22 protein-coding genes are annotated in these 21,869 nt (G+C 62.8%); 9 read left to right on the top strand and 13 right to left on the bottom strand.

What is annotated here, in order from left to right; translation table 11 throughout:
* Positions 1-13 precede the first annotated feature (13 nt).
* From RPMA_RS08610 to pqqA, 11 genes are all read right to left on the bottom strand, one after another.
* Entirely contained in the window at positions 14-2,866 is a 2,853-nt protein-coding gene (locus RPMA_RS08610; RefSeq protein WP_211912414.1) for a bifunctional transaldolase/phosoglucose isomerase, read from the bottom strand.
* A 218-nt stretch (positions 2,867-3,084) separates the two neighbouring features.
* Positions 3,085-3,534, bottom strand: coding sequence for a DsrE family protein (locus RPMA_RS08615; RefSeq protein ID WP_211912415.1), 450 nt, complete (start codon positions 3,532-3,534; stop codon positions 3,085-3,087).
* Between the two features lie 5 nt (positions 3,535-3,539).
* Entirely contained in the window at positions 3,540-4,163 is a 624-nt protein-coding gene (locus RPMA_RS08620) for a hypothetical protein (RefSeq protein ID WP_249225596.1), read from the bottom strand.
* Positions 4,164-4,253: 90 nt separating this feature from the next.
* Positions 4,254-6,236 (bottom strand): cache domain-containing protein, encoded by a 1,983-nt coding sequence (locus RPMA_RS08625; protein WP_211912416.1) that lies wholly within the window; start codon positions 6,234-6,236, stop codon positions 4,254-4,256.
* A 133-nt stretch (positions 6,237-6,369) separates the two neighbouring features.
* A complete protein-coding gene (locus RPMA_RS08630) occupies positions 6,370-7,053 on the bottom strand; it encodes a DUF4286 family protein (RefSeq protein WP_211912417.1) in 684 nt (227 codons plus the stop codon).
* Between the two features lie 101 nt (positions 7,054-7,154).
* Entirely contained in the window at positions 7,155-8,135 is a 981-nt protein-coding gene (gene pip, locus RPMA_RS08635; RefSeq protein WP_211912418.1) for a prolyl aminopeptidase, read from the bottom strand.
* Positions 8,125-9,336: a pyrroloquinoline quinone biosynthesis protein PqqE gene (gene pqqE, locus RPMA_RS08640; RefSeq protein WP_211912419.1), complete on the bottom strand. Its 1,212-nt coding sequence runs from the start codon at positions 9,334-9,336 to the stop codon at positions 8,125-8,127. Before pqqE ends, pip begins: the two co-directional genes overlap by 11 nt.
* Entirely contained in the window at positions 9,333-9,650 is a 318-nt protein-coding gene (pqqD, locus tag RPMA_RS08645) for a pyrroloquinoline quinone biosynthesis peptide chaperone PqqD (RefSeq protein WP_211912420.1), read from the bottom strand. The genes pqqE and pqqD overlap by 4 nt, the downstream gene beginning before the upstream one ends.
* Positions 9,651-9,659: 9 nt before the next feature.
* Complete coding sequence (gene pqqC / locus RPMA_RS08650) at positions 9,660-10,415, bottom strand: pyrroloquinoline-quinone synthase PqqC (RefSeq protein ID WP_211913572.1); 756 nt, start codon at positions 10,413-10,415, stop codon at positions 9,660-9,662.
* An 18-nt stretch (positions 10,416-10,433) separates the two neighbouring features.
* Positions 10,434-11,363: a pyrroloquinoline quinone biosynthesis protein PqqB gene (gene pqqB, locus RPMA_RS08655; RefSeq protein WP_211912421.1), complete on the bottom strand. Its 930-nt coding sequence runs from the start codon at positions 11,361-11,363 to the stop codon at positions 10,434-10,436.
* Positions 11,364-11,461: 98 nt separating this feature from the next.
* Positions 11,462-11,542: a pyrroloquinoline quinone precursor peptide PqqA gene (pqqA, locus tag RPMA_RS08660; protein WP_089267584.1), complete on the bottom strand. Its 81-nt coding sequence runs from the start codon at positions 11,540-11,542 to the stop codon at positions 11,462-11,464.
* A gap of 257 nt (positions 11,543-11,799) precedes the next feature.
* On the opposite strand from pqqA, the gene RPMA_RS08665 reads away from it, so the two are divergent.
* The 9 genes from RPMA_RS08665 (at position 11,800) to RPMA_RS08705 (ending at position 19,699) form a co-directional block, all read left to right on the top strand.
* Positions 11,800-12,054, top strand: coding sequence for a DUF6894 family protein (locus RPMA_RS08665; RefSeq protein WP_211912422.1), 255 nt, complete (start codon positions 11,800-11,802; stop codon positions 12,052-12,054).
* 132 nt (positions 12,055-12,186) lie between these two features.
* Positions 12,187-13,644 (top strand): PQQ-dependent sugar dehydrogenase, encoded by a 1,458-nt coding sequence (locus tag RPMA_RS08670; protein ID WP_328516570.1) that lies wholly within the window; start codon positions 12,187-12,189, stop codon positions 13,642-13,644.
* A gap of 81 nt (positions 13,645-13,725) precedes the next feature.
* Positions 13,726-14,292 (top strand): c-type cytochrome, encoded by a 567-nt coding sequence (locus RPMA_RS08675; RefSeq protein WP_211912423.1) that lies wholly within the window; start codon positions 13,726-13,728, stop codon positions 14,290-14,292.
* 747 nt (positions 14,293-15,039) lie between these two features.
* Entirely contained in the window at positions 15,040-16,443 is a 1,404-nt protein-coding gene (locus tag RPMA_RS08680) for an amidase family protein (RefSeq protein ID WP_211912424.1), read from the top strand.
* Between the two features lie 7 nt (positions 16,444-16,450).
* Positions 16,451-16,927, top strand: coding sequence for a glutathione peroxidase (locus RPMA_RS08685; protein ID WP_211912425.1), 477 nt, complete (start codon positions 16,451-16,453; stop codon positions 16,925-16,927).
* On the top strand, positions 16,924-17,175 hold the full coding sequence (locus RPMA_RS08690) for a DUF3297 family protein (protein ID WP_211912426.1): 252 nt from the start codon (positions 16,924-16,926) through the stop codon (positions 17,173-17,175). Before RPMA_RS08685 ends, RPMA_RS08690 begins: the two co-directional genes overlap by 4 nt.
* A gap of 118 nt (positions 17,176-17,293) precedes the next feature.
* On the top strand, positions 17,294-18,130 hold the full coding sequence (locus RPMA_RS08695) for an ABC transporter ATP-binding protein (RefSeq protein ID WP_211913574.1): 837 nt from the start codon (positions 17,294-17,296) through the stop codon (positions 18,128-18,130).
* Positions 18,130-18,927, top strand: a complete 798-nt coding sequence (locus RPMA_RS08700) for an ABC transporter permease (protein WP_249225597.1) — start codon at positions 18,130-18,132, stop codon at positions 18,925-18,927. The genes RPMA_RS08695 and RPMA_RS08700 overlap by 1 nt, the downstream gene beginning before the upstream one ends.
* 10 nt (positions 18,928-18,937) lie before the next feature.
* Complete coding sequence (locus RPMA_RS08705; protein ID WP_211912427.1) at positions 18,938-19,699, top strand: ABC transporter permease; 762 nt, start codon at positions 18,938-18,940, stop codon at positions 19,697-19,699.
* 82 nt (positions 19,700-19,781) lie between these two features.
* Here RPMA_RS08705 and RPMA_RS08710 read toward each other — a convergent pair whose 3' ends face one another.
* Both RPMA_RS08710 and RPMA_RS08715 read right to left on the bottom strand, forming a co-directional pair.
* Positions 19,782-20,765, bottom strand: coding sequence for a 3-hydroxybutyryl-CoA dehydrogenase (locus RPMA_RS08710; protein WP_211912428.1), 984 nt, complete (start codon positions 20,763-20,765; stop codon positions 19,782-19,784).
* Complete coding sequence (locus tag RPMA_RS08715; protein ID WP_211912429.1) at positions 20,762-21,856, bottom strand: NAD/NADP-dependent octopine/nopaline dehydrogenase family protein; 1,095 nt, start codon at positions 21,854-21,856, stop codon at positions 20,762-20,764. The genes RPMA_RS08710 and RPMA_RS08715 overlap by 4 nt, the downstream gene beginning before the upstream one ends.
* Positions 21,857-21,869: the final 13 nt, after the last annotated feature.

Here is a 21,869-nt window from a genome sequence, read left to right on the forward strand (position 1 = left end):
CATGTGGGGTCGTTTAATTCAGTGCGGCCGTGATGGCTTTATCGAGTGCTTTGAGCCCCGCTTCCAGGTCGCCTTTCAGATGCACGCGCAGGGCGCGGCGGCTGCGATCGGTGAGGACCTCGAAATCGCCACGGGCCTGCGCCGCCTTGATGACGCCGAAGCTCGCACGATAATCCGGGATCGCGAGATCCTTGGCATCATCCGCGGTAATCTGCAGGAACACGCCGGAATCCGGTCCGCCTTTGTAGGCTTGTCCGGTGGAGTGCAGGAAGCGTGGGCCGAATTCGGCGCAGGTCGCGACCTTCTTCTTGTCACGCACCGCCATCCGCATGCCCTGCAGCGTGTCGATATGCGCGGCATCGCGTTCGACATAAGCGAGCAGGGCCACATAGTCGCCAGGCGTCACGCGGCGGAAGTGGGCCTTGAGCCAGGAGGCCAGATCGCCATCGGCGCCGGCCTTCTTCAGCAGGTCGGCATTGCTGTCATCCGTATAGAGATCGGCTTCCGGCGACGACACCACCGGCGTCTCCGGCGGCAGCGATCCCGTCTTCTCGAAGGCCGACGTCAATTCGCGGGTCTTGATCTTGGCGTCTTCCACATCCGGCTGGTTAAACGGATTGATGCCGAGCACGGCACCGGCCACCGCAGTTGCGATCTCGAAGCGGAAGAACTCCTGGCCGAGATGATCGATGGACGGCAGGGTGATGCGCGTGACGGGATGGCCGGCTTTCTCCAGCGCGGCCAGCTTGTCGTCATGCGCCTTGTCGGTTTCGCCATCGGTACGCAGATCGATGAAGAAACGATCGTCGCCATAGACGGACGGTGCGCCAAGCTCCTCGCCATCGATCGGGATCAGGCCCTTGCCATCCTTGCCGGTGGACTCGGCGATCAGTTGCTCCGCCCATGCGCCGAAATCGGCGATCTTCTTCGACGACAGGATCGTGACCTTGTCGCGCCCATCGACGCCCGCATGGCCCATGGCAAGCCCGAGCTGCACGCCGGGATTTTCCGACGGCGGCACATCCGGACCGCAGGAGCGGACCATGGACACCGTGTGTTCGAGCAGCTTCGAGAGATCGAGACCCGCAGCCGCAGCCGGCACGAGGCCGAATGGCGATAGCACGGAATAGCGGCCACCGATGGCGGGATCGCCATGGAAAATGCGCGCGAATTTCTGTTCCTTCGCCACCTTTTCCAGCGACGAGCCGGGATCGGTGACGGCAACGAAATGCGCGCCGGCCTTGTCCGCGCCGACAGCCTTGCTCACTTCGCCGAAGAAATAGTTCTTCATCACATTCGGCTCAGTGGTGCCGCCGGATTTGCTGGACACGATGAACAGCGTCTTCGCGATGGTCACGGTCTTGGCCATGGTCGCGACCTGCGCCGGATCGGTGGAATCCAGCACATGCAGTTTCGGGAAACCCGACACATGCGGGAAGGTGACCGCAAGAACTTCCGGGCCGAGGCTCGATCCGCCCATGCCGAGCACGACAGCATCGGTGAAACCCTGATCCTTCACCCACGTCGCGAACTCGCTGTAGTCGGCCAGCTTGGCCTTCTCGGCGAAAGCGCTGTTCAGCCAGCCGAGCCAGCTCGCTTCATCGCTGCCGGTCCAGACGGATGCATCCTTGTGCCAGAGGCGGCGGATCTTTGCCGAGCCGCGCCATTCCTCGGTGGATTTCTCGACGGTCTTTTTCAGCACGTCGCCAAGCGCCAGCGTCTGCGCGCCCACCGCCTTGCCGAGCGACGTCGCGCGCTTATGCGCCACGGCGCCATAGAGCTTGTCCGCGGCATCCGCGAACAGTTTCACGCCATCGATCACGAGTTCAGAAGTGATCTCGTCCAGCGAGATGCCGGTCTTGGCGAAATCCGCCAGCACCTTCTTCGCCGCGTCGATGTTTTCTTCCAGGCTGTCGCGCACTTCGCCGTGGTCGCGGAAGGCATCGAGCGTGGCCGGCGGCACGGTGTTCACCGTGTCCTTGCCGATCAGCTCCTCCACATACATGGTGTCGCGATAGTCCTTGCTCTTCACGCCCGTGGAGGCCCACAGCAGCCGCTGCGGCTGCGCGCCCTTGGCGGTGAGCTTGTCCCACCGCGGGCCGGCAAACAGCTTCAGATATTCCTGATAGGCCAGCTTGGCATTGGCGATCGCCACTTTGCCCTTCAGCGCCTTCAGACGTTCTTTCTCCGCGGGATCATTGGCCTGCGCGATCTTGTCGTCGAGCTGCTTGTCCGCCTGCGTGTCGATACGGCTGACGAAGAACGACGCCACGCTGGCGATGCCTGCGGGATCACCGCCGCCGGCGACGAATTTTTCAAGGCCGCGGAGATAGGCTTCCGCCACCTCCACATAAACCATTTGCGCGAACAGCAGTGTGATGTTGACGCTGATGCCGGTACCGATCAGATGTTCGATGGCCGGCAGGCCTTCCGGCGTGGCCGGCACCTTGATCATTAGGTTCGGGCGCTTGACGCTCTTCCAGAGCCGCTCGGCTTCGGCGATCGTGCCCTTGGTGTCATTGGCGAGATAGGGCGAGACTTCGAGGCTGACAAAGCCGTCACGGCCACGGGTCGCATCGAACACCGGTTTCAGCACATCGGCTGCGCTCTGGATGTCCTCGATGGCGATGTGTTCGAACAAATCGGCCGGCGACTTGTCGCCCGACTTCAGCGCGGCCGCGATCGGCGCGTCATATTCGTCGGAAGAGCCGATGGCTTTTTCGAAGATTGCCGGATTCGACGTCACGCCCTTCACGGCATCGGTGTCGATCAGCTTCTTCAGGTCGCCTTTGGCGACGAAACCGCGGGCGAGGAAGTCGAGCCAGACGGCCTGACCATGGGATTCGAGTGCTTTGACGGGATTCATGATGCTCTTCGGTTCTGATGTGTCAAAGGCCCCGCGCGCGATGATGCGCAGGCAGGTTCCAATGATCGCCCCAAAGCCCTACGCATGGCAAGGCGAACGGTTCCATTTTGGTTACGAAGGCCTGATCGCAATGTCGTGTCAGGCGCGCATGTCGGGCACATGACGATTGTGCGAACGGGATGCGCGCGACGCCGGGCAGGCGCCAGACGCACCGTCAATCATGGCCGGATATAGGCATAACCCTGCATCTGCAGCTCGGTGATGAGCACCACGCCGCCTTTGTCCGCGACGGAAAAGCCCGGCAACAGCCCGTCCAGCGTCACCTCCTGCGCCACCATGGTGTTTTTGCAGGCAGCGAGCGTGACACCGGCCTGTGCGAATTTGCCGAGCCGCTGCCGGATGTCCGGATTGGCGGTGGCGCGATGGAAGGCGCGCAGCGCCGGGCCGAGCACCACCAGCACGATGCTGACATGCTCGGGCCCGCCGACACCATCCAGATGGTTCTGGATATTGCCGAGCGCAAAATTCACCCGGTCCGCATCGGCGAGGTGATACACGACCTTCTGCCGGTCCGGATGGGCGGTCGTTGTGGCCGCCTGCGCGCGCGTTACGGCAAGGCCCGCGCCGAATGAGGCGAGGGCGCTCCACAGCATGTTGCGCCGGTTCATGGCGCTCACTTCCTGTTCAGCGCGAGGCGCTCGTCTTTGTCCTCCACCAGCCCGGCGCAATCGCTGAGATCGGCGCGGTCGAGACGGAATGATTTGTCGTCGATGCCGGCGGACAGATCCTCCGAATTCTCCTCGGGCTCCTTGCCGCTCGGCCAGACGCGGACGCGCTCGAGCTTGAGGACCATGGCATCCCGGTCCTTGGCGAAGGCGATGCCGAGGCCGCCGCCGTCGCAATCGACGCTGCAGCCGATCTGGATCTCCTTGCCGGTGGCCTCGTCCAGCATCAGGGCACAGGTGCCGGCGGTCTCCAGCGCCTCCTTGCGGTGGCGGTATTTCAGGCCAAGCTTGAACGAATAGGGGATCGCGTGAGGCTGCTCGTCGGCCTCGAATTTCACCAGCAGCTTCATGCTAGCGACCTTCTGGTGCGGATGGCGCGCCAGGTGCTCGGCGTCGTAGCGCCGGGTGAAGCAGGCATAGGCCTTCTGGCCGGCCGCCGATCCGAACAGGCGCTGCTTGAACGCGTCGGATTGTGCGGCCTCGATCTTCGCCGGGGCGTCGTCGGCGCGTGCCAGGCCCTGCATGGCGATCAGGGCGGTGGTCACGATGGCAATGGACAAAACGCGGGTCACGGGCGCCTCGCAAATGATGCGGCCCGCAGCGGGCCTGTGCGATTTGGTCGCGTCAGGCCCACCAGGCGTTCAATACGGGGTGCGCGACCCTCAGGCCGCCTTTTTGTCCACCAGCAGGTCGCGGATCATGCGTTCGATCTTCGGGCTGGTCTCGAACTTGATCAGCGTGCCGCTCTTGTCGTGCCGGGCCACGTATCCGCTCACGCGGCTGGGGACGCCCGCAATGGTGATGGTCACGGCTTCATCCACCTTGGCCTGATCCAGGCCGGTAATGAGTGCGGCCTGCGCCGACAGGTTGACCACGACGATGTCCACCTCCTGGCCGCGGATCTTGAGCAGGCCGTCGCTCTTGAGGTCCACGCGCGGCGAGCGGCGGCGATCGACGCCGGATGTGGAGGTCCGGATCACCTTCACCAAGGTCGAGCGCAGGTGATCCACCTTGTGGGCGATCTCCGCCGAGCCGTCGCGGATGTCCGATGCGCGGCGGCCGGTCTCCACCGCTTCCTCGGACACGCGCGCAATCTGCCGGGCGACTTCGAGTGCGGCGTTCGAGGTTTCCTCGACAGTGCGCGAAATCTCGCTGGTAACGACGTTTTGTTCCTCGATCGCCGCCGCGATCACCGAGGACACCGTCTCCACATTGCGGATGGCTTCGCCGATCTGGCCGATCGATGTGACCGATTCCTGCGTGGCCTGCTGGATCTCGGTGATCTGATGGGCGATGTCGCTGGTTGCCTTGGCGGTCTGCTCGGCGAGCGACTTCACCTCGGATGCGACCACGGCAAAGCCGCGGCCGGCGATGCCGGCGCGCGCCGCCTCGATGGTCGCGTTCAAGGCCAGCAGGTTGGTCTGGCTGGCGATCTCGTTGATGAGGTTGGTGACAGCGCCGACCTTGCTCGCGGCCTCCGAGAGCTTGCCGATCGTGACCTGCGCCTTGCCCGATGCGGCGACGGCCTCCAGCGTCAGCGCGCGCGACGAATTCACCTGCGCTGCAATTTCGGAGATCGACGCGCTGAGCTGGGCCGATGCGGTGGCGACCGTTCGCGCATTGGACAGCGACTGTTCGGCGGCCGCGGCGACATTGCTGCTGTTCTGGCCGAGCGTCACGGCGCTTTCGCTCATCAGCACGGCGTGTTCGGTCATCCGTTCGGTGCCCATGGCGACATCGCCGACGGCGCTGTTGGTCTCGCGCTCCACGGTTTCGGCCATGGTCTGCAAGGCCTTGGCCGTCACCTCGCTGGCGGTGCGATGGCGCTGTTCTTCGAGATGCATGTTTTCATCGGCCTGCTGCGCCGATTTGAGCCTGAACTGCTCGATCGATCTGGCCATGTCGCCGAGTTCGTCCACGCGCTTCAGTCCCGGCAATGCAATCCCGAAATCGCCTTCGCCGAGTTTGGTGACGGCGGTAGTCATGACGATGATGGCCCGCGACATCGCGCGTGCATTAGTGATGGTGATCAGTCCGAGCAGGCCGATCACGATCAGCGCGACGATGATGATCCTGCGGTTGTTGTCCCACAGCTGCGCATTGATATCGTCGACATAGGCGCCGGTGCCGATCACCCATTCCCATGGGGCGAAACCTGCCACATAGGAAATTTTCGGCTGCGGCTCATCCACGCCGGGCTTCGGCCATTGATAGTCGTAATAACCTGCGCCTGACTTGCGAACCAGTGTCACGAAATCCACGAAGATCGGCTTGCCTTCGGGATCTTTCATGCCGGCGAGGTCGCTGCCATTGAGCTCCGGCTTTGTCGGATGCATCACCATCCGCGGCGTGAAATCGTTGATCCAGAAATAGTTGTCCTTGTCGTAGCGCAGCTTCGAGATTCGGGCGGCAGCATTCTGCTTCGCCTGCGCGTCGCTGATGCGTCCCTGCTTGGCACTGGCATGCTCGTCTTGCGCGATGCTGAGGGCGAGTTCGCCGAGATGATGCAGCTCGGCCTGTCGCTGCGCTTTCAATGCGTACGCGAGATTGTTCGCCTGAAAGACCGCCAGTCCGATCAGCCCGCAAAAACTCAGACCTATGATGCAGTAGATGCGCAGGCTGATTGAAAACCGGAAGTGCTTCATGGATTCGCCTCGAATAGCTTCGCTCAATGGACGAGCGGCTACACGGTGGTCGCATCATGGTACTTCGATACGGTTAATCTTGGCTGTCCCGAATGTTCGAAAACCCCTTTATTCATAGGGGATTTGATCTGGATCAATCGACGCGCGGACCTAAGTCAGCTTTCGCCAGATCCCACATCAAACGATAGGTCCCGCTCGAAATCAGCGTTGCGCCCGCATCAGCAATTGCTGCATCGAAGCGCGTGGACATCACCGTGCTGACGGCATCCGCATCGGTGCCGTCGATCAGCACATACCAGTCGCGCGCGGCTGGGTTGAGCGCATCGGGATCATCCGTCAGTGGCTTCGACAGGCGGGGATCGCTCTCCATCAGATGCATCGCGATGATATCGTGGATCATGCCGGGATCGAGCTCTGCACGCAGGGCCTCCCGCAAGCCATCGACATTGCCGTCCGGCGGCTGAATGCGGACGAGGCCAAGGGCTGCCCCGCGTCCAATGCCGCGGCTGATGGTGATGCGCGCCACCGAACGCAGCATGTTCTTGAAACGCCCGATATTGGCCAGAGACCACGCCGTCTGATTGGCCAGCGCAGTGCGATAGGCGGGGCTGTCCAACACGTCGAATGTCGCTGTGGAATACAGGCCGAGATATTTTGGCGCGGCATTCACGGCCACATAGCGCCGGGCTTCGAGGAAGCCATCGATGGCGACGCGCTCGGCCAGGTGCTCGCGGTCATACCACTGGTTGAATTCCTGCTCATGCGCCGCGCCGATATCCATCGACGTCATCAACATTCCTGAACCGGCGATGGGCATGGCATTCTCCGAACTGTAGCCCGGGTGAAGCGAAGCGTAACCCGGGGACCGGCGTTTCGATTATCTCGGCTGTTCCCGGATTACGCTGCGCTCCATCCGGGCTACGAACTCCGTTTCGACGCCACGTCCGCAATCGCCTTCATCACGGCATCGCGGATGCCGGGATCGTAAAGGCTGTGGCCGGCGCCTTCGACGATCCTGATCTCGGCATCGCGCCAGCGCGCGGCGAGTGCATGCGAATTCACGGGCGGGCAGAGCAGGTCGTAGCGTCCCTGCACGATGACACCGGGAATGCCGTCGAGCTTGCTTGCATCGTCCATCAATTGCTGCGGCCGCATGAAGGCGTCATGCGCGAAGTAATGCGCTTCCATGCCGGGCGTCGCCGGCATCGGCCCCGTGTGGCTGGATAGCGTCGCGCGATCGAGCCGTGTCCGCTTCGGCGCAACTTCGGACAGGATCGCCTCGGTGCCGCCCCAGGCGCGGATCGCCGGAATGTGCACGGCGGGATCGGAATCCAGAATGCGCCGATAGAAGTTCGGCAGCGGATCGGCGCGCTCGGCTTCCGGCAGCACGCTGAGATAATCCTCGTGCAGGCCCGGATAGTGCCGCGGCAGGATCACGTTGAAAACGTCATGCAGCTCCTCGCGCGTGCCGAAAAACGTCGCCCGCAGCACGATGCCCGAGACATGCGCCGGATGCGCCTGCGCATAAGCCAGCGCCAGCGTCGCGCCCCAGGAGCCGCCGACCACCAGCCATTTGTCGAAACCGAATTTGCGCCGGATCGTTTCCATATCCGCGATCAGATGCGGCAGCGTGTTCGCCTCGCGAAACCCTTTCGGCTTGCTGCGGCCGGCGCCGCGCTGGTCGAATAGCACGGTGTGGAAACGTTGCGGATCGAACAGCCGGCGATGGTCGGGCTGGCAGCCGGAGCCAGGCCCGCCATGCAGGTAGACCGCCGGGATGCCATCCGTGCAGCCGACACTCTCGACATAGATGGAATGCCCATCGCCGACATCGAGATGCTCGGATGTGAGCGGCGTGAACGCATCGCCGGATACGGGGGCAGGGGAATCAGCGGCCATGCGGGTCGTCTTCCAGCGTGCCGCCCCTGAAGTTGCGATACAGGAAGCGATCGGCGCCTTCGCTGGATTCGATCTCGGCGAGCTTGAAAATCTCTTCATGCCGCGGCGAGAAGGTGCAGGCGGGGTCGGTGTTGCCGGCGTCGCCGGTCAGCGCAAAGGCCTGGCAGCGGCAGCCGCCGAAATCCACTTCCTTGAACTCGCAGCTCTGGCACGGCTCGGGCATCCATCCGGTGCCGCGATAGCGGTTGAAGGCTTCGGAGTTCTGCCAGATCCAGGCAATCGAGTGATTGCTGCGCACGCTTTCGAAATCGAGCCCGGTGATGGTCTCGGCGGCATGGCAGGGCAGCACCTTGCCGGCCGGCGAGATGTTGAAGAACTGCCGTCCCCACCCGCCCATGCATTTCTTCGGCCGCAGCGCGTAATAATCCGGCACCACGAAATCGATATCGAGAATGCCTTTCAGCCGGATGCGGGCCTCATCGACGATGCGCGTGGTGTCGTCGATCTGTTCGATCGTCGGCATCAAGGCGGCGCGGTTCTTCAGCGCCCAGCCGTAATATTGCACATTGGCCACTTCCAGACGATCCGCATCGAGATCGACCGCCATCTGGATGATATCCGCGAGCTGATGCAGGTTCTGCCGGTGCATCACCGCATTCACCGTCAGCGGCATGTCCAGTTCGCGCGTCCATCGCGCAACGTCGAGCTTCTTCGCATGTCCGCCGCGATAACCACCGACGCGATCGGCCACCACGGGCTCATTGCCCTGGAAGCTGATCTGCACATGGCAGAGACCGGCATCTGCCAATGCTTCGAGTTTGTCGCGCGACAGCAGCACGGCCGATGTGATCAGGTTCGTATAGAGCCCGACATCACTGGCATGCTGCACCAGTTCGACGATATCCTTGCGTGCGGTTGGTTCGCCGCCGGAGAAATGGATTTGCAGCACGCCGATCTCGGCGAGCTCGCTGAGAACCTTCTTCCATTCGTCGGTGGTGAGTTCAGAATTCGCGCGATCTAGCTCTATCGGGTTCGAGCAATACGGGCACTGCAATGGGCAGCGGTGGGTCAGCTCGGCCAGCACCGCCAGCGGAATGCCGAATGTCTCCGCCGTCGAGCGCGTGCGCTCCAGCACGGCGAGGCTGTCATTGGCAACCGGCGAATTGGCAACCGGTGATGCGTCGGTGAGCGTCGGACTCATCCCGTCTTCTCCCGCGCTTGCGTGAGAAAGCCCTTGTCGGCGAGGTCCTGCAGCATGGCGATGACATCATTGCCGATGTCATCGCGCGGCGCGTTGTATTTGGCGGCCATGAGATCGACGATATCGGCGACACTGCGTGCGCCGTCGCACAACTGCAAAATCTCCACCGCGATCTCGTCCGGCGCGAGCACGCGCTCCGGTGCGAGGATCACCCAGACTTTTCGCGTGTCGTCGAATTTCAGCCGGGCGTGGCGCGGCAAGATCGGCTTGCTCGCCTCGGAGACTTCCATGCGACGGCTGCGTGGCTCCGTCATGATCGATCTCTAATTGGCCGCCGGCACGAAGGCGCCCGGCGGCACATGGCCATCCACATAGGCATGATATAGCGCGTCGAGCTGCACCCACAACACATTGGTCTTGAAGATCAGCGCATTGGCCACCAGCCGCCGTTCCGCCGGGCTGGTGGCGTGTTCCTTGACGTATTGGAGCGCAAAATCGGCATCGCGCGGCGCCTGGGTCAGGCGGCGCTTGAAATAGCTCATGATGTCCGCATTGACGAAGTCATAGTGCTTCAGCATGCCGGAAATGCGCTCTTCATGCAGGTTCGGCGCGAACAGCTCGGTGAGCGAGGAGGCGATGGCCTCCAGCGGCGAGCGGTCGCGCACATAATGCACATAGGCCTCCACGGCGAAGCGCGTCGCGGGCAGGATGCCTTCGGTGGATTCCACATAGGCCGAATCGAGCCCGAGGCCCTCGGTCAGTTTCAGCCAGCGTTCGATGCCGCCTTCGTTGCCGATATCGCCATCGTGATCCTCGATGCGATGCCGCCATTCGATGCGGGTGGCACGATCGCGGAAGCGCGAGATCACCACCGCATCCTTGATGGGGATCGTGCTCTGGTAATAATAGCGGTTCAGCGCCCAGGCCTGCACCTGGCCCTTGTTGAGCTTGCCGCCATGCAGCAGCTTATGAAACGGGTGCAGGCTGTGATAGCGCGTGGCGCCGATCTCGCGCAGCGCCGCCTCCAATTGCTCGGCCGTATCGAGCGGCACGCTGGCATCGATCGAAAGCGCAGACAGTTTCACAGCCCAACTCCCTTAGAGTGTGATCTCGATCCCGTTATGCGGGATCTTCCAGCCGGTGGTGGTCAATGCCGCGCGCTCGGCGGAATCGCGCAGCAAAGCCGGGTTGGAATTGTTGATGTGCAGGAAGAATTTCTGGCCGATGCCGGCATCGGCCAGCGATGCGATGGCGCCGTCATTGCCGGACATGGCGATATGCCCCATGCTCTGGCCGGTCTTCTGGCCGAGCCCCGCCGCGATCAGTTCGTCGTCGCGCCACACCGTGCCGTCGAAGAACAGCAGCGGTGCGCCGCGGATGCGTTCTTTCAGCTCCGGCGTCACCCGCGCGCAGGCCGCGATGAAGTAGAAATGCTTGCCACTGGCGGGCTCGCTGATGCGCAGTCCCAGCGTATCGCCGTCGCCATCTTCGCCGGCGGGATGCACCTGTCCTTCGAGATACCATGCACCTTTGCCGGGCACGGTGAAGGGCAACACGTCCAGCCCGGAGGCGGTGCCGTCCTGCAGGCGCGGCGTAAAGCTGCGATCGATCTCGATCGCCTCGCGCGCCACATTCGTCTCGGACAGGACGTTGAAGATGCTGTTCGCCTTCAGGATCGCCAGCACGCGCTGATGCGCATAGATCGTGAAAGGCGAGCCCTCGCGCATCGACAGCAGGCCCGCCACCGCATCCACTTCGCCATTGGTGAGAATCACGCCGGCGATCGGCGAATGACGCAGTGCGCCGTCGCGCGGATGCAGTTGCGGCGTGTCGATGACCTGTTGTCGCAGGTCGGGCGAGGCATTGATGAGGAACCAGTTGCGATCGTCGGCGCTGACGGCGATGCACGCCTGGCCGCTCTGTAATTCCGGTTTGTCGCTGCGCGCGGCGCAGCACATCTGGCAACCGCAATTCCACTGCGGAATACCGCCGCCGGCTGCCGCTCCAAGAACGACGACACGCAACATGAGATAGCCCTGAGCGTCAGCAGCTGAAACAAAACACAGCCGAAAAGGGCGCCTGCCGGATGTCCGGCAAGGCGCCCGAAAGGCAGTCGCGTCGGGTGTTACTTGCGCGCCGCGCAGGCGTACATGTTGATTTCCATGCCGACCGCAACTTCGACGATTTTCGGTGCTTTCCAGGCCATAGCTCTCTCCCGCTCGATCCGCAGCTGATGCTGCATGAAGGTAAGTCTAGTCGCTGCCCAAAGGTTCGCCAATGGCTTCGTCATCACATTGTGAGACAGACCCGGCAAATTCGGTAGCAAAAATCACGTTTGCGTGCGTCGCACAATCGCTCGCAATGCAACATTGCAAAGCCTTCTGCGTTCCTTAATTTCAGGTGCGTCGTTGCGGCGAACGTCGTCTATAGATCGAAAATTTTTCAGGAAGTCCGGAATTCGTCATGCCACGCTATTTCTTCAATACCCGCCTCGGTGACGAAGTCGTCGATGATCCCGATGGCGAGGTGCTGCGCAATCCCGATCACGCCTGGGAGACCGCGCGCGCCATGATCATGCAGCTTCTGCGCTCGGAAGGGACGCAGCGCGACCTGTTGGCAGCGGTGCTGGAAGTGACCGACGAGCAGGGCGAGGTCGTGCTCGAATTTCCGTTCAGCGAAGCATTGCTCGATTCGGCGGATTCCAGCACGCGACACTGACGCGGGCATATCCGTCGATGTTTTCATTGCGCATCGATTGACAAATATCTCACACTGCGGACGGGAGAGCCCCGGCGTCGCGACAGGTGTTGTCGCGGTCGATAGAGGGCTTCCTTCGACAGGGAGAGAGATATGACTGTTTATGCCTCCGCACGTCAGGCATTGCTTGCCGGTGCGTTTATCGGCGTCTTTGCATCCGGCGCCATTGCCCAGCAATCCGATTCGACCCCCGCCGCGCCGCCCGCGGCAGCGCCGCCGGCTGCTGCCGAGCCCGCGACGCCTGCGCCTGCCGCCCCGGCCCCCGCGGCTGCCGCGCCGGCACCAGCTGCACCACAAGCCGCTGCTCCGGCTGCGCCTGCAGCGCCGCCAGCGGCTGCCGCCGCACCTGCACCTGCCGCACCAGCCGCTCCTGCGACGGCTGCCGCACCGGCCGCGCCAGCACTGCCGCCGGGTTCACCGCTGATCGGTCGTCCCGCCGACAATGCCGCCGCCGCCAGGCTGGCGCCGGTCGCACCGCCGCCGATCCCGTCCGCTGCCGACAAGCTGCCGACCGCCAAGCTGAAGGTTCCTGCCGGCTTCAATATCGAAGTCTATGCCGCCGGCATGGCCAATGCGCGCTCTATGCGCGAAGGCGACAAGGGCACCGTGTTCGTCGGCTCGCGCCTGGTCGATAAGGTCTATGCCGTCGCCAATCAGGACGGCAAGCGTCAGGTCAAGGTGCTGGCCTCCGGCCTCTATCGCCCCAACGGTCTCGCCTTCAAGGATGGCACGCTCTACATCGGCGAACTGTCAAAAATCTCGAAGATCGACAAGGTGGAAGACAATCTCGACAATCCGCCGAAGCCGACGATGATCTACGACAAGCTGCCGAAAGACGAGGCCCATGGCTGGAAGTTCATCGGCATCGGCCCGGACAACAAGCTCTATGTCCCGATCGGTCAGCCCGGCAACAGCGTGCTGCATAGCGAGGATCACGGCCAGATACGCCGCATGAATCTCGATGGCTCCGGTGCGGAAGTCGTGCTGCGCGGCATGCGCAACACGGTCGGCTTCGACTGGAATCCCGAAACCAAGCAGATGTATTTCACCGATAACGGCCGTGACTGGATGTCGGAGACGGTGCCGGAGGACGAACTCAACCGCGTCACCAAGGTCGGCGAAAACTTTGGTGCGCCGTTCTGCCACCAGGGCAACATCCTCGATCCCGAACTCGGCTGGGGCAAGTCCTGCGCCGACTACACCGCGCCGGTCGGCCTGCTCGGTGCGCACACCGCGGCGCTCGGCATGCGCTTCTATAACGGCAAGATGTTCCCCGCCGCCTACAAGAACGCGATCTTCATCGCGCGCCACGGCTCGTGGAACAAGTCGCAGAAGCTCGGTGGTGACGTCGTCGTCGCGAAGCTGAACAAGGACGGCACGGTGAAGTCCATCGAGCCGTTCCTGACCGGCTTCATCGAGGACAACAAATATATCGGCCGTCCCGTCGATGTGCTGCCGATGAAGGATGGTTCGTTGCTGGTCTCCGACGACTGGAACGGCGCTGTCTATCGCATCACCTACGGCAAGCCGAAGGTGGCGGGGAAGAAATAACGCGACACTATCGCTCGCCGGCACGCTGAAAAGCAGTCCGGCGAGCGATCCGCCTCATGCGAAATTGAAAGAGACATATCGATGCGCCCGTTCGCCATCATCGTGATGTCGTTGCTTGCCGTCTCCCCACTCTCCGCCGCCGAACCCATCACCGAGCGCATCGCGCCGTGCCTGGCCTGCCACGGCGAGAAGGGTACGTCGGAAACCGACATCACGCCGTCGCTCGGCGCGCAGCAGCCGGCCTATACACTGATCCAGCTCTACATGTTTCGCGAGAAGCTGCGCATCTTCGAGCCGATGAACGAGATGGCGAAGGAGCTCACCGACGACGATTTGCGTATCTTCTCGGACTACATCGCGACGCTGCCGAAGCCCGTTGCACAGGACGGCGGCGATCCCGCGCGCATGCAGGCGGCGAAAGCACTGACCTCGCAATTCCGCTGCGACAGCTGCCACAACGCCGATTTCGCCGGCCGCGACAACATCCCGCGCATCGCCGCCCAGCGCGAGGATTATCTCGCCAAGACCATGCGCGAATACAAGGACAACTCGCGACACGGCTACGATGCGACGATGGCCGATGTGATGCAGCCGATCAGCGATGCGCAGATCGTGGAGCTGGCGTATTTTCTCGCAAGGGTGAAGTAGGCGCGCTTGCTTTTCCCTCCCTCAAGCCGCGTAGCGGCGCCGTGGGGAGGGTGGATCGAACGCGCAGCGTTCGAGACGGGTAGGGTCTCTCCCCACGTGACGTCCTTCCGTGGGGAGAGACCCCACCCGTCTCGAAGCTCGCTGAACGCTCGCTTCGATCCACCCTCCCCATTCGCTTCGCTCCGGGGAGGGAAAAACACCCGTGCGAAATCGTTCCTATTTCGTTCTTGACAAAATTCCCATCGTCCGCCATATCCCTCTTGTCTTGTTCGTGAGGGGCGCTCTCATGAGGCGTCTTTGAGCGGAACATAGATGCGGCGCCTGCGGGTGAAGGAGGACGTATCCTTCACACTCGGGTGGTCGGGGGGCGCCGTCCGGGCCCACTATGGGGCTCTGCCGCTAGAGCGCGGCTGGACGTGGTGCGGGCGAAGGCAGAGAAACCTGTCGGATCAAACTCCCTGCGCGGGAGTGCCCAGTACCCGGAAGAACGGTCCTTCGACTGGCAAAACGTCGCGGTGGCGCGCCGTAAGGCGTTGCGCGGCCGGCCAGCACTGGCGATCCAGTGTGAACCGATCGCGTCAAGTCCCACCATGTGCGCCTTACGGCGTGCTGCCTCCCCTCATGTCTTCGAGGGGAAACTGCTCACACCTCGGACGCCTCAGGCGCCGCGAGACAGCAATGCCGTACCCGCATTGGCATTCCCCGCCCATGCTGCGATAAACCTCACCGCAAATACGGGAGCACTGCATGAACGATCTCTGGCGTCTGTCGGCCTCTGAACTCGCGGGTCTCATCAAGCACCGCAAGGTGTCCGCGAAGGAAGCCGCGCAATCCGGTCTTGCGCGTTTGGATTCCGCCAATCCCGCGATCAATGCCGTGGTCGATCATCGCCCCGAAGAGGTTCTCGCGCAGGCCGAAGCCGTGGATGCGGCGCTCGCGCGCGGCCTCAATGTCGGCCCGCTCGCCGGCGTGCCCGTCACCGTGAAGGTGAATATCGACTACAAGGGCTACGCGACATCGAATGGCGTCAAGATCCAGAACGAGATCATCGCCACCAGCAACAGCCCGGTGATCGATAATCTGCAAAAGGCCGGTGCCGTCATTCTCGGCCGCACCAATTGCCCGGCCTTCTCCTATCGCTGGTTCACCACCAACCAGCTCTATGGCGACACCAAGAATCCGCGCGATCCCTCGCTGACGCCGGGCGGCTCCAGCGGCGGCGCAGGCAGCGCGGTGGCGGCCGGCATCGGCCATATCGCCCATGGCACCGATATCGCAGGCTCGATCCGCTATCCCGCCTATGCTTGCGGCGTGCACGGCCTGCGTCCGACGGTGGGCCGCATCGCCGCCTATAATCAGGCGCTGCCCGAGCGCATTATTTCCGGCCAGATCACGGCGGTGTCCGGCCCGCTCGCGCGCACCATCGCGGATGTTCGCCTCGGCCTCGAAGCGATGTCGCAGCCCGATGCGCGCGATCCCTGGTATGTGCAAATGCCGCTGGTCGGCGCGCCCCGCGAAAAGCGCGTCGCCATGTGCCTGCGTCCGGATGGTCTCGAAATCACCAAAGCGGTGGAAAGCGCCGTGCGCGATGCCGGCAAGCGGCTGGAGCGGGCAGGGTGGATCGTGGAGGAAGTTGAGAACACACCGGCGCTGCGCGAGGCCGCAGCACTGCAGACCACGATCTGGTTCGGCGACGGCTATCAGGGCATGCTGAATGCCGCCGAGCGCGAGGGCGATCCCGCCGCACTGGTCTGCCTGCGCGGCCAGAAGGACAAGCTGAAGGATTTTGACAATGGCGGATTGTCGCGCGCGCTGGTGCGCCGCTCGACCTTCGTGCGCGACTGGGAGATGTTCCTGCAGCGCTACGCGGTGGTGCTGATGCCGATGTCCGGCGAATTGCCATTCCCCGACCATCTCGACATGGAAGGCGACGAGGGCTTTGCCCGCGTCTGGGCGGCGCAAATGCCGCAGATCGGTATTCCCTTCATGGGCTTGCCCGCGCTGTCGGTCGCGACAGGTCTCGTGGGCCGCACGCCGACCGGCGTGCAAATCGTTGCCGGCCGCTATCGCGAGGATCTCTGCCTCGCCGCCGGCGAAGCCATCGAGGCCGGTGGCACGCCACCGATGCCTTGCGATCCGATCACTGCGTGAGGCCGCGATGACCAGTATCTATGATTTCAAGGCGGACTCGCTAACAGGCGATCCGATCTCGCTGAAGGATTTCGAGGGCAAGGTGCTGCTGGTGGTCAACACTGCCAGCGCCTGCGGTTTCACGCCGCAATATGAGGGCCTCGAAAAACTGCAGCAGGATTATGCAGCGCGCGGATTTGCTGTACTCGGCTTCCCCTGCAACCAGTTTGGCGCGCAGGAGCCCGGCAATGCCGCCGAGATCGCCAGTTTCTGCAAGCTGACCTATGACGTCTCGTTCCCGATGTTCGCCAAGATCGACGTCAATGGCGCGCTGGCGCACCCATTGTATAATTTCCTCAAATCTGAGAAGTCGGGCCTGCTGGGATCGGCGATCAAATGGAATTTCACCAAATTCCTGGTCGACCGTTCCGGCCGGGTGGTGGATCGGTTTTCGCCGACCACCAAACCCGAATCCCTGCGAGACAAGATCGAGGCCCTGCTATGACCGAGAACACCACCCAACCCGCCATTCCGGATCGTCTCTCGGTGGATCCGAGCAGCCCGTTCTACAACGAGGCCGTTCTGCAGTTCGACGTCGGCATCCGCTTCAAGGGCGTCGAGAAGAGCAATGTCGAAGAGTATTGCATCAGCGAAGGCTGGGTGCGGGTCCCCGCGGGTGCCGCCAAGGATCGCCACGGCAATCCCTTGCTCATCAAGCTATCCGGCGAGGTCGAAGCCTATTACCGCGACTGATTGCAGTGCAGCACGGCTGACTAGCAAAAAGGCGATGTGCGGCTAAATTTGAAGCTTAAAATATTGGCCGGTTCTCGTTATGCTGCAGGAGTTGGGCATGACCAATGAAGGACCGGGAATGAAAGTGGCAACGCTGCGCTCGGACGCTCAGACCATGCAGGAAACTGCACGTGCACCTGCGCAGGCGATGATCGAGATCGATCACGTCTCGCAGCGCTTCGAGACGTCGGGTCGGCAGAGCCATCTCGCGCTCTCGGACATCAGCCTGTCCGTCGAGGAAGGCGCTTTCGTCTCGATCCTCGGACCAAGCGGCTGCGGCAAGTCCACGCTGCTCTACATCGTCGGCGGCTTCGTCAAGCCGACCGAAGGTGTGGCCAAGGTCAAGGGCCATGCGATCACAGGACCTGGTCCTGATCGCGGTCCGGTGTTCCAGGAATTCGCGCTGTTTCCGTGGAAGACCGTTCTCGGCAATGTCATGTATGGCCTGCTGCAGCAGGGCGTGAAGAAATCCGAAGCGGATGCGCGCGGCCGCAAGCTGCTCGAAATGGTCGGCCTCAAGGGCTACGAGAAATTCTATCCGAAAGAACTCTCCGGCGGCATGAAGCAGCGCGTCGCCATTGCGCGCACGCTCGCTTACGATCCGGCCGTGCTGCTGATGGACGAGCCGTTCGGCGCGCTCGATGCGCATACGCGCACGCGCCTGCAGAACGATCTGCTCGATATCTGGGATCGCCAGCGCAAGACGGTGCTGTTCGTCACCCACTCGGTGGAAGAGGCCGTCTATCTTTCCGACAAGGTGGTCGTGATGTCGCGTTCGCCGGGCCGCATCAAGGAAGTCATCGACATCGATCTGCCGCGTCCGCGCAAGCGCGCCGATCTGCTGCAGAATGCACGCTTCCAGAAACATATCGTCGATATCGAAAAGATGATCGACGACCGTCCGGAAGACATGTGATGCAGACGGGGTCGATGAGTCCGCGCGGCTTCGTGAAGGCGCTGTCGCCGATCCTCGCCTGCATCGGTCTGCTCTGTGTCTGGCAACTCGCCGCGATGCGGCTGGACACGGAGAGCTTCCCCACGGCGATCGAGACGTTGAAGGCGGTGCCCTCGATCCTCACGGACAAGGAATCCATCCTCAACATTCTCGATTCCATGCGCCGCATGGCCATCGGCCTCACGCTTGCGGTCTGCTTCGCGATTCCGCTCGGCCTGATGATGGGCCGCGTCAAGGCAGTGGCGGCGTTCTTCAATCCGCTGATGATGATCATCTATCCCGTGCCGAAAGCGGCCCTGATGCCCATCATCATGCTGTGGCTCGGCGTCGGCGACATGTCGAAGACACTGGTGATCTTCCTCGGCGTCTCGCTGCCGATCATCTATCACGCCTTCCAGGGCAGCAAGGCCGTGGAAGAGAAGATGTTGTGGTCTGGCGCTGCCATGGGCATGTCGGCGCCGACGCGCATGCTGCGCATCGTGCTGCCCGCCGCATTGCCAGAGATTCTCACCGGCTGCCGAACGGGGCTCGTCCTGGCGCTGATCACGATGATCACGTCGGAGATGATCGCGCGCCAGTCCGGCGCCGGCAACATCCTCTTCAATGCGCTGGACATGGCGCAATATGACACAGTGTTCGCGATGATCCTGATCATCGGTGCCATGGGCATCGTGTTCGACGCGGTGTTCGAGAAGATCCGGCTGTCGCTGGTGCGCTGGTCGCAGCCGCGCGACGACATGCCGCTGAGCTTTACGTGAGGGGACGGACATGAACGAACGCGTCGGTTCGATCCTTCTCGGTATTCTGCCCATCGCGATGTTCCTCGCGTTGTGGCAGTCGCTGATTTCGTTCGGCTATGCGCCGACCAATCTGTTGCCGCCGCCTGGCGCCGTGTTCGGCCGTCTGGCGTCGCAGTTCTTCACCGGCGACTTCCTGCATGATCTCGCCGCCACGCTGATCCGCCTGTTTGCCGGCTTCGGCATCGCAGTCGTGCTGGGAGTGCTGATCGGCCTTGCGGCCGCGGTGAGCCCGGCGATCAATGCGGTGGTGAAGCCGCTGGTGCGCGTGCTGGCGCCGATCCCGAAAGTGGCGCTGTATCCGGCACTGCTGTTGATCCTCGGCTTCGATCATGCGTCGAAAGTGACGCTGGTCGCCGCCGACGCGCTGTTTCCGATCCTGCTCTCGACCTATTACGGCGCGTCCATGGTCGAGCAGAAGCTGATCTGGTCGGCGATGGCAGCTGGCACGCCGCGCTGGCAGATCCTGTTCAAGGTGGTGCTGCCGGCCGCGATGCCGTCGATCCTCACCGGCTGCCGCATCGGCCTCGTGATCTCCTGCATCGTCGTCTTTCTGGCCGAGATGATCACCTCGACCGATGGCCTCGGCCACATGCTGGTGCAGGCCGCGCGCACGTTCCAGACCGTGGACATGTTCGTGCCCCTGATCATGATCTCGCTGCTTGGTCTAATTTTGAACAGCCTGCTGCACACGCTGCGCAGCTATCTGTTGCGTGGATTTCCGGAAGTGTAACGCCGTCATTGCGAGCGCAGCGAAGCAATCCAGAAGCCAAGAACTGGATTGCTTCGTCGCTACGCTCCTCGCAATGACGACGTCAAAGCACCGGCGGCTTCTGCAGCTGAAAATGCTTCAGCAGATCCACAAACGCCGACAACCGTCCCTCGCGATAGGCGTCTACATCGAGCCCCTCGTAATTGAGGAAGCCTTCGCCGGTGCGCAGGCCGATCTTGCCCTCGGCCATGTTGCGCCCGATGATCTCCGGCGCCGCATAGCGCTCATTGTTGAGCGCTGATGTCATGTATTTGCTGGCGTAGTACAGGATGTCGCCGCCGCCCCAATCGATGAATTCGAGCAGGCCGAGCACCGCGAAGCGGAATCCGAAACCGTATTTGATCGCCTTGTCGAGGTCTTCCGGCGATGCCACGCCTTCCTCGACCATGCGCGCAGCCTCGTTCATCGCCAGCGCCTGAATGCGCGGCACGATATAGCCCGGCGAGGCCGAACACACGACCGGCACCTTGCCGATGCCTTCGAGCAGTTCCTTCACCTTCGCGGTGATCGCAGGATCGGTCTTTGCGCCCGGCGAGACTTCCACCAGCGGCACGAGATAAGCGGGGTTCAGCCAGTGCGCATTGAGGAAGCGCTCGGGTTTGTCGATGGCGCTGGAGAGATCATCGACGAGAATGGTCGAAGTCGTCGAAGCGATGATCGGCTCCGGCCCGGCGAGCTGCGACGCGCGTGCCAGCGCCTCGCGCTTCTGGTCGAGCACTTCCGGCACGCCCTCGAAGATGATCGCGGAACTATTCAGCGCAGCACCCGCATCTGCTTCCGGCACGATGCGAACACGCGCCACCAGCGTTTCGATATCCGCATCCTTCAGCAGGCCGAAGCGCGCCATGCTTGCAAAAGTCTTGCGGATTTCGCCGAGTGCCTCGGCTTCGAGCGCGTTGAACTTGTCGGCCTCGCGCGGCTTGAAGTCGACGATGGCGACCTCGTGTCCGGCATAGGCAAACGCCACGGCAATGCCGCGGCCCATGCGACCCGCACCGAGGCAGGCGATCACCGGCCGCGCGCTCATGCGGCAAAACCTTCGCGCAGCAGCTTCTGCAGGGCGTCGCGTGAATAATCGCCGAAGCCGAGCGAGGCCAGCGTGCGGCCGCCTTCAAGGAAGTTCTCGCCGCAGATGGCGCCGCCGATCGCAAGGAAAGCTTTCACCAGCGGCGTCTCGACACCGGCCAGTTGCGCGCAGGACAGGAAGAAGGACAGGCCGGTGCGCAGATCCTCGCGCATATAGCGATGCTCGGTTAGCACGATATTCTCGCGCCAGTCGCCCGAGTCGGTGAGGCGGTCATGCGAGCCGCGGCCATACATCCATTCCTCGCCCTCCTTGGCATAGTGATGCGCCAGCGGGAAATGCGGGCCGGTGTAGCCAAGCGCCTCGCGGATCGCGATGCGCTCGGCGTCCAGCTGGTCGGTGACGCGGCGGATCGAGACCTGCGTGCCTTCCTTGTGGATGTCCCATTTGGGGAAATGCTCGAGTGGCCCGGCATTCATCACGATCAGCGGCGGATGAATGATCGGCCCCGCATTCATCAGCGCGCCCGACAGCGCGTCGCCACACGGCTCGATCACGCCGGGAAACGCCTTGTCAATGATCCCGCAGGCATGGTCTGACAGTGTGAGCGGGAACACGCCGGTCGGCAGCCGCTTGGCGCGGATGGTGATCGCAACCTCGAACGGCCCGTGTTTGCGCGCCAGCCAGGGCAGCGTGCCGGTCTCGGCAAATGCGACCTTGGCCTTGTTACCGGCGTCATGCGCCGCCTTGGCAAAGATTATCGCGCCGAATGTCGCGGGCGGCAGATAGACGACCTGTCCGTCTTTCAGATGCGGTGCAATCTGTTTCGCGATATCCGGCTGCGCGAAAGCGGGGGCCGGGCAGAGGATCAGCTCGACGCCATCGATGGCTGCAGCGATATCGGTGGTGACGAGCGCAAGCTGAGTGTCATGGGTGCCCTGCGCATTCTTGACCTTGATGCGCGAGCCCGCAGCCTTGTGGGCAGCGACGGCGTCGGCATCGCGGCGCCACAGGCGGACGTCATGGCCCTGAAGCGCGAAATCGCCTGCGGCCGCAAAAGAGCCGTTGCCGCCGCCGAGTACTGCGATCTTCATGTGTATCCCCTAA

Origin of the sequence: Tardiphaga alba (genome assembly GCF_018279705.1) — a bacterium.
In the GTDB taxonomy this organism is placed as follows: domain Bacteria; phylum Pseudomonadota; class Alphaproteobacteria; order Rhizobiales; family Xanthobacteraceae; genus Tardiphaga; species Tardiphaga alba.

What these genes read in the sequence shown, in the direction of transcription:
- RPMA_RS08610 (WP_211912414.1), bottom strand. Translation starts at nt 2,866, where the DNA reads ATGAATCCCGTCAAAGCACTCGAATCCCATGGTCAGGCCGTCTGGCTC.
- RPMA_RS08615 (WP_211912415.1), bottom strand. Translation starts at nt 3,534, where the DNA reads ATGAACCGGCGCAACATGCTGTGGAGCGCCCTCGCCTCATTCGGCGCG.
- RPMA_RS08625 (WP_211912416.1), bottom strand. Translation starts at nt 6,236, where the DNA reads ATGAAGCACTTCCGGTTTTCAATCAGCCTGCGCATCTACTGCATCATA.
- RPMA_RS08630 (WP_211912417.1), bottom strand. Translation starts at nt 7,053, where the DNA reads ATGCCCATCGCCGGTTCAGGAATGTTGATGACGTCGATGGATATCGGC.
- pip (WP_211912418.1), bottom strand. Translation starts at nt 8,135, where the DNA reads ATGGCCGCTGATTCCCCTGCCCCCGTATCCGGCGATGCGTTCACGCCG.
- pqqE (WP_211912419.1), bottom strand. Translation starts at nt 9,336, where the DNA reads ATGAGTCCGACGCTCACCGACGCATCACCGGTTGCCAATTCGCCGGTT.
- pqqD (WP_211912420.1), bottom strand. Translation starts at nt 9,650, where the DNA reads ATGACGGAGCCACGCAGCCGTCGCATGGAAGTCTCCGAGGCGAGCAAG.
- pqqB (WP_211912421.1), bottom strand. Translation starts at nt 11,363, where the DNA reads ATGTTGCGTGTCGTCGTTCTTGGAGCGGCAGCCGGCGGCGGTATTCCG.
- pqqA (WP_089267584.1), bottom strand. Translation starts at nt 11,542, where the DNA reads ATGGCCTGGAAAGCACCGAAAATCGTCGAAGTTGCGGTCGGCATGGAA.
- RPMA_RS08665 (WP_211912422.1), top strand. Translation starts at nt 11,800, where the DNA reads ATGCCACGCTATTTCTTCAATACCCGCCTCGGTGACGAAGTCGTCGAT.
- RPMA_RS08670 (WP_328516570.1), top strand. Translation starts at nt 12,187, where the DNA reads ATGACTGTTTATGCCTCCGCACGTCAGGCATTGCTTGCCGGTGCGTTT.
- RPMA_RS08675 (WP_211912423.1), top strand. Translation starts at nt 13,726, where the DNA reads ATGCGCCCGTTCGCCATCATCGTGATGTCGTTGCTTGCCGTCTCCCCA.
- RPMA_RS08680 (WP_211912424.1), top strand. Translation starts at nt 15,040, where the DNA reads ATGAACGATCTCTGGCGTCTGTCGGCCTCTGAACTCGCGGGTCTCATC.
- RPMA_RS08685 (WP_211912425.1), top strand. Translation starts at nt 16,451, where the DNA reads ATGACCAGTATCTATGATTTCAAGGCGGACTCGCTAACAGGCGATCCG.
- RPMA_RS08690 (WP_211912426.1), top strand. Translation starts at nt 16,924, where the DNA reads ATGACCGAGAACACCACCCAACCCGCCATTCCGGATCGTCTCTCGGTG.
- RPMA_RS08695 (WP_211913574.1), top strand. Translation starts at nt 17,294, where the DNA reads ATGAAAGTGGCAACGCTGCGCTCGGACGCTCAGACCATGCAGGAAACT.
- RPMA_RS08700 (WP_249225597.1), top strand. Translation starts at nt 18,130, where the DNA reads ATGCAGACGGGGTCGATGAGTCCGCGCGGCTTCGTGAAGGCGCTGTCG.
- RPMA_RS08705 (WP_211912427.1), top strand. Translation starts at nt 18,938, where the DNA reads ATGAACGAACGCGTCGGTTCGATCCTTCTCGGTATTCTGCCCATCGCG.
- RPMA_RS08710 (WP_211912428.1), bottom strand. Translation starts at nt 20,765, where the DNA reads ATGAGCGCGCGGCCGGTGATCGCCTGCCTCGGTGCGGGTCGCATGGGC.
- RPMA_RS08715 (WP_211912429.1), bottom strand. Translation starts at nt 21,856, where the DNA reads ATGAAGATCGCAGTACTCGGCGGCGGCAACGGCTCTTTTGCGGCCGCA.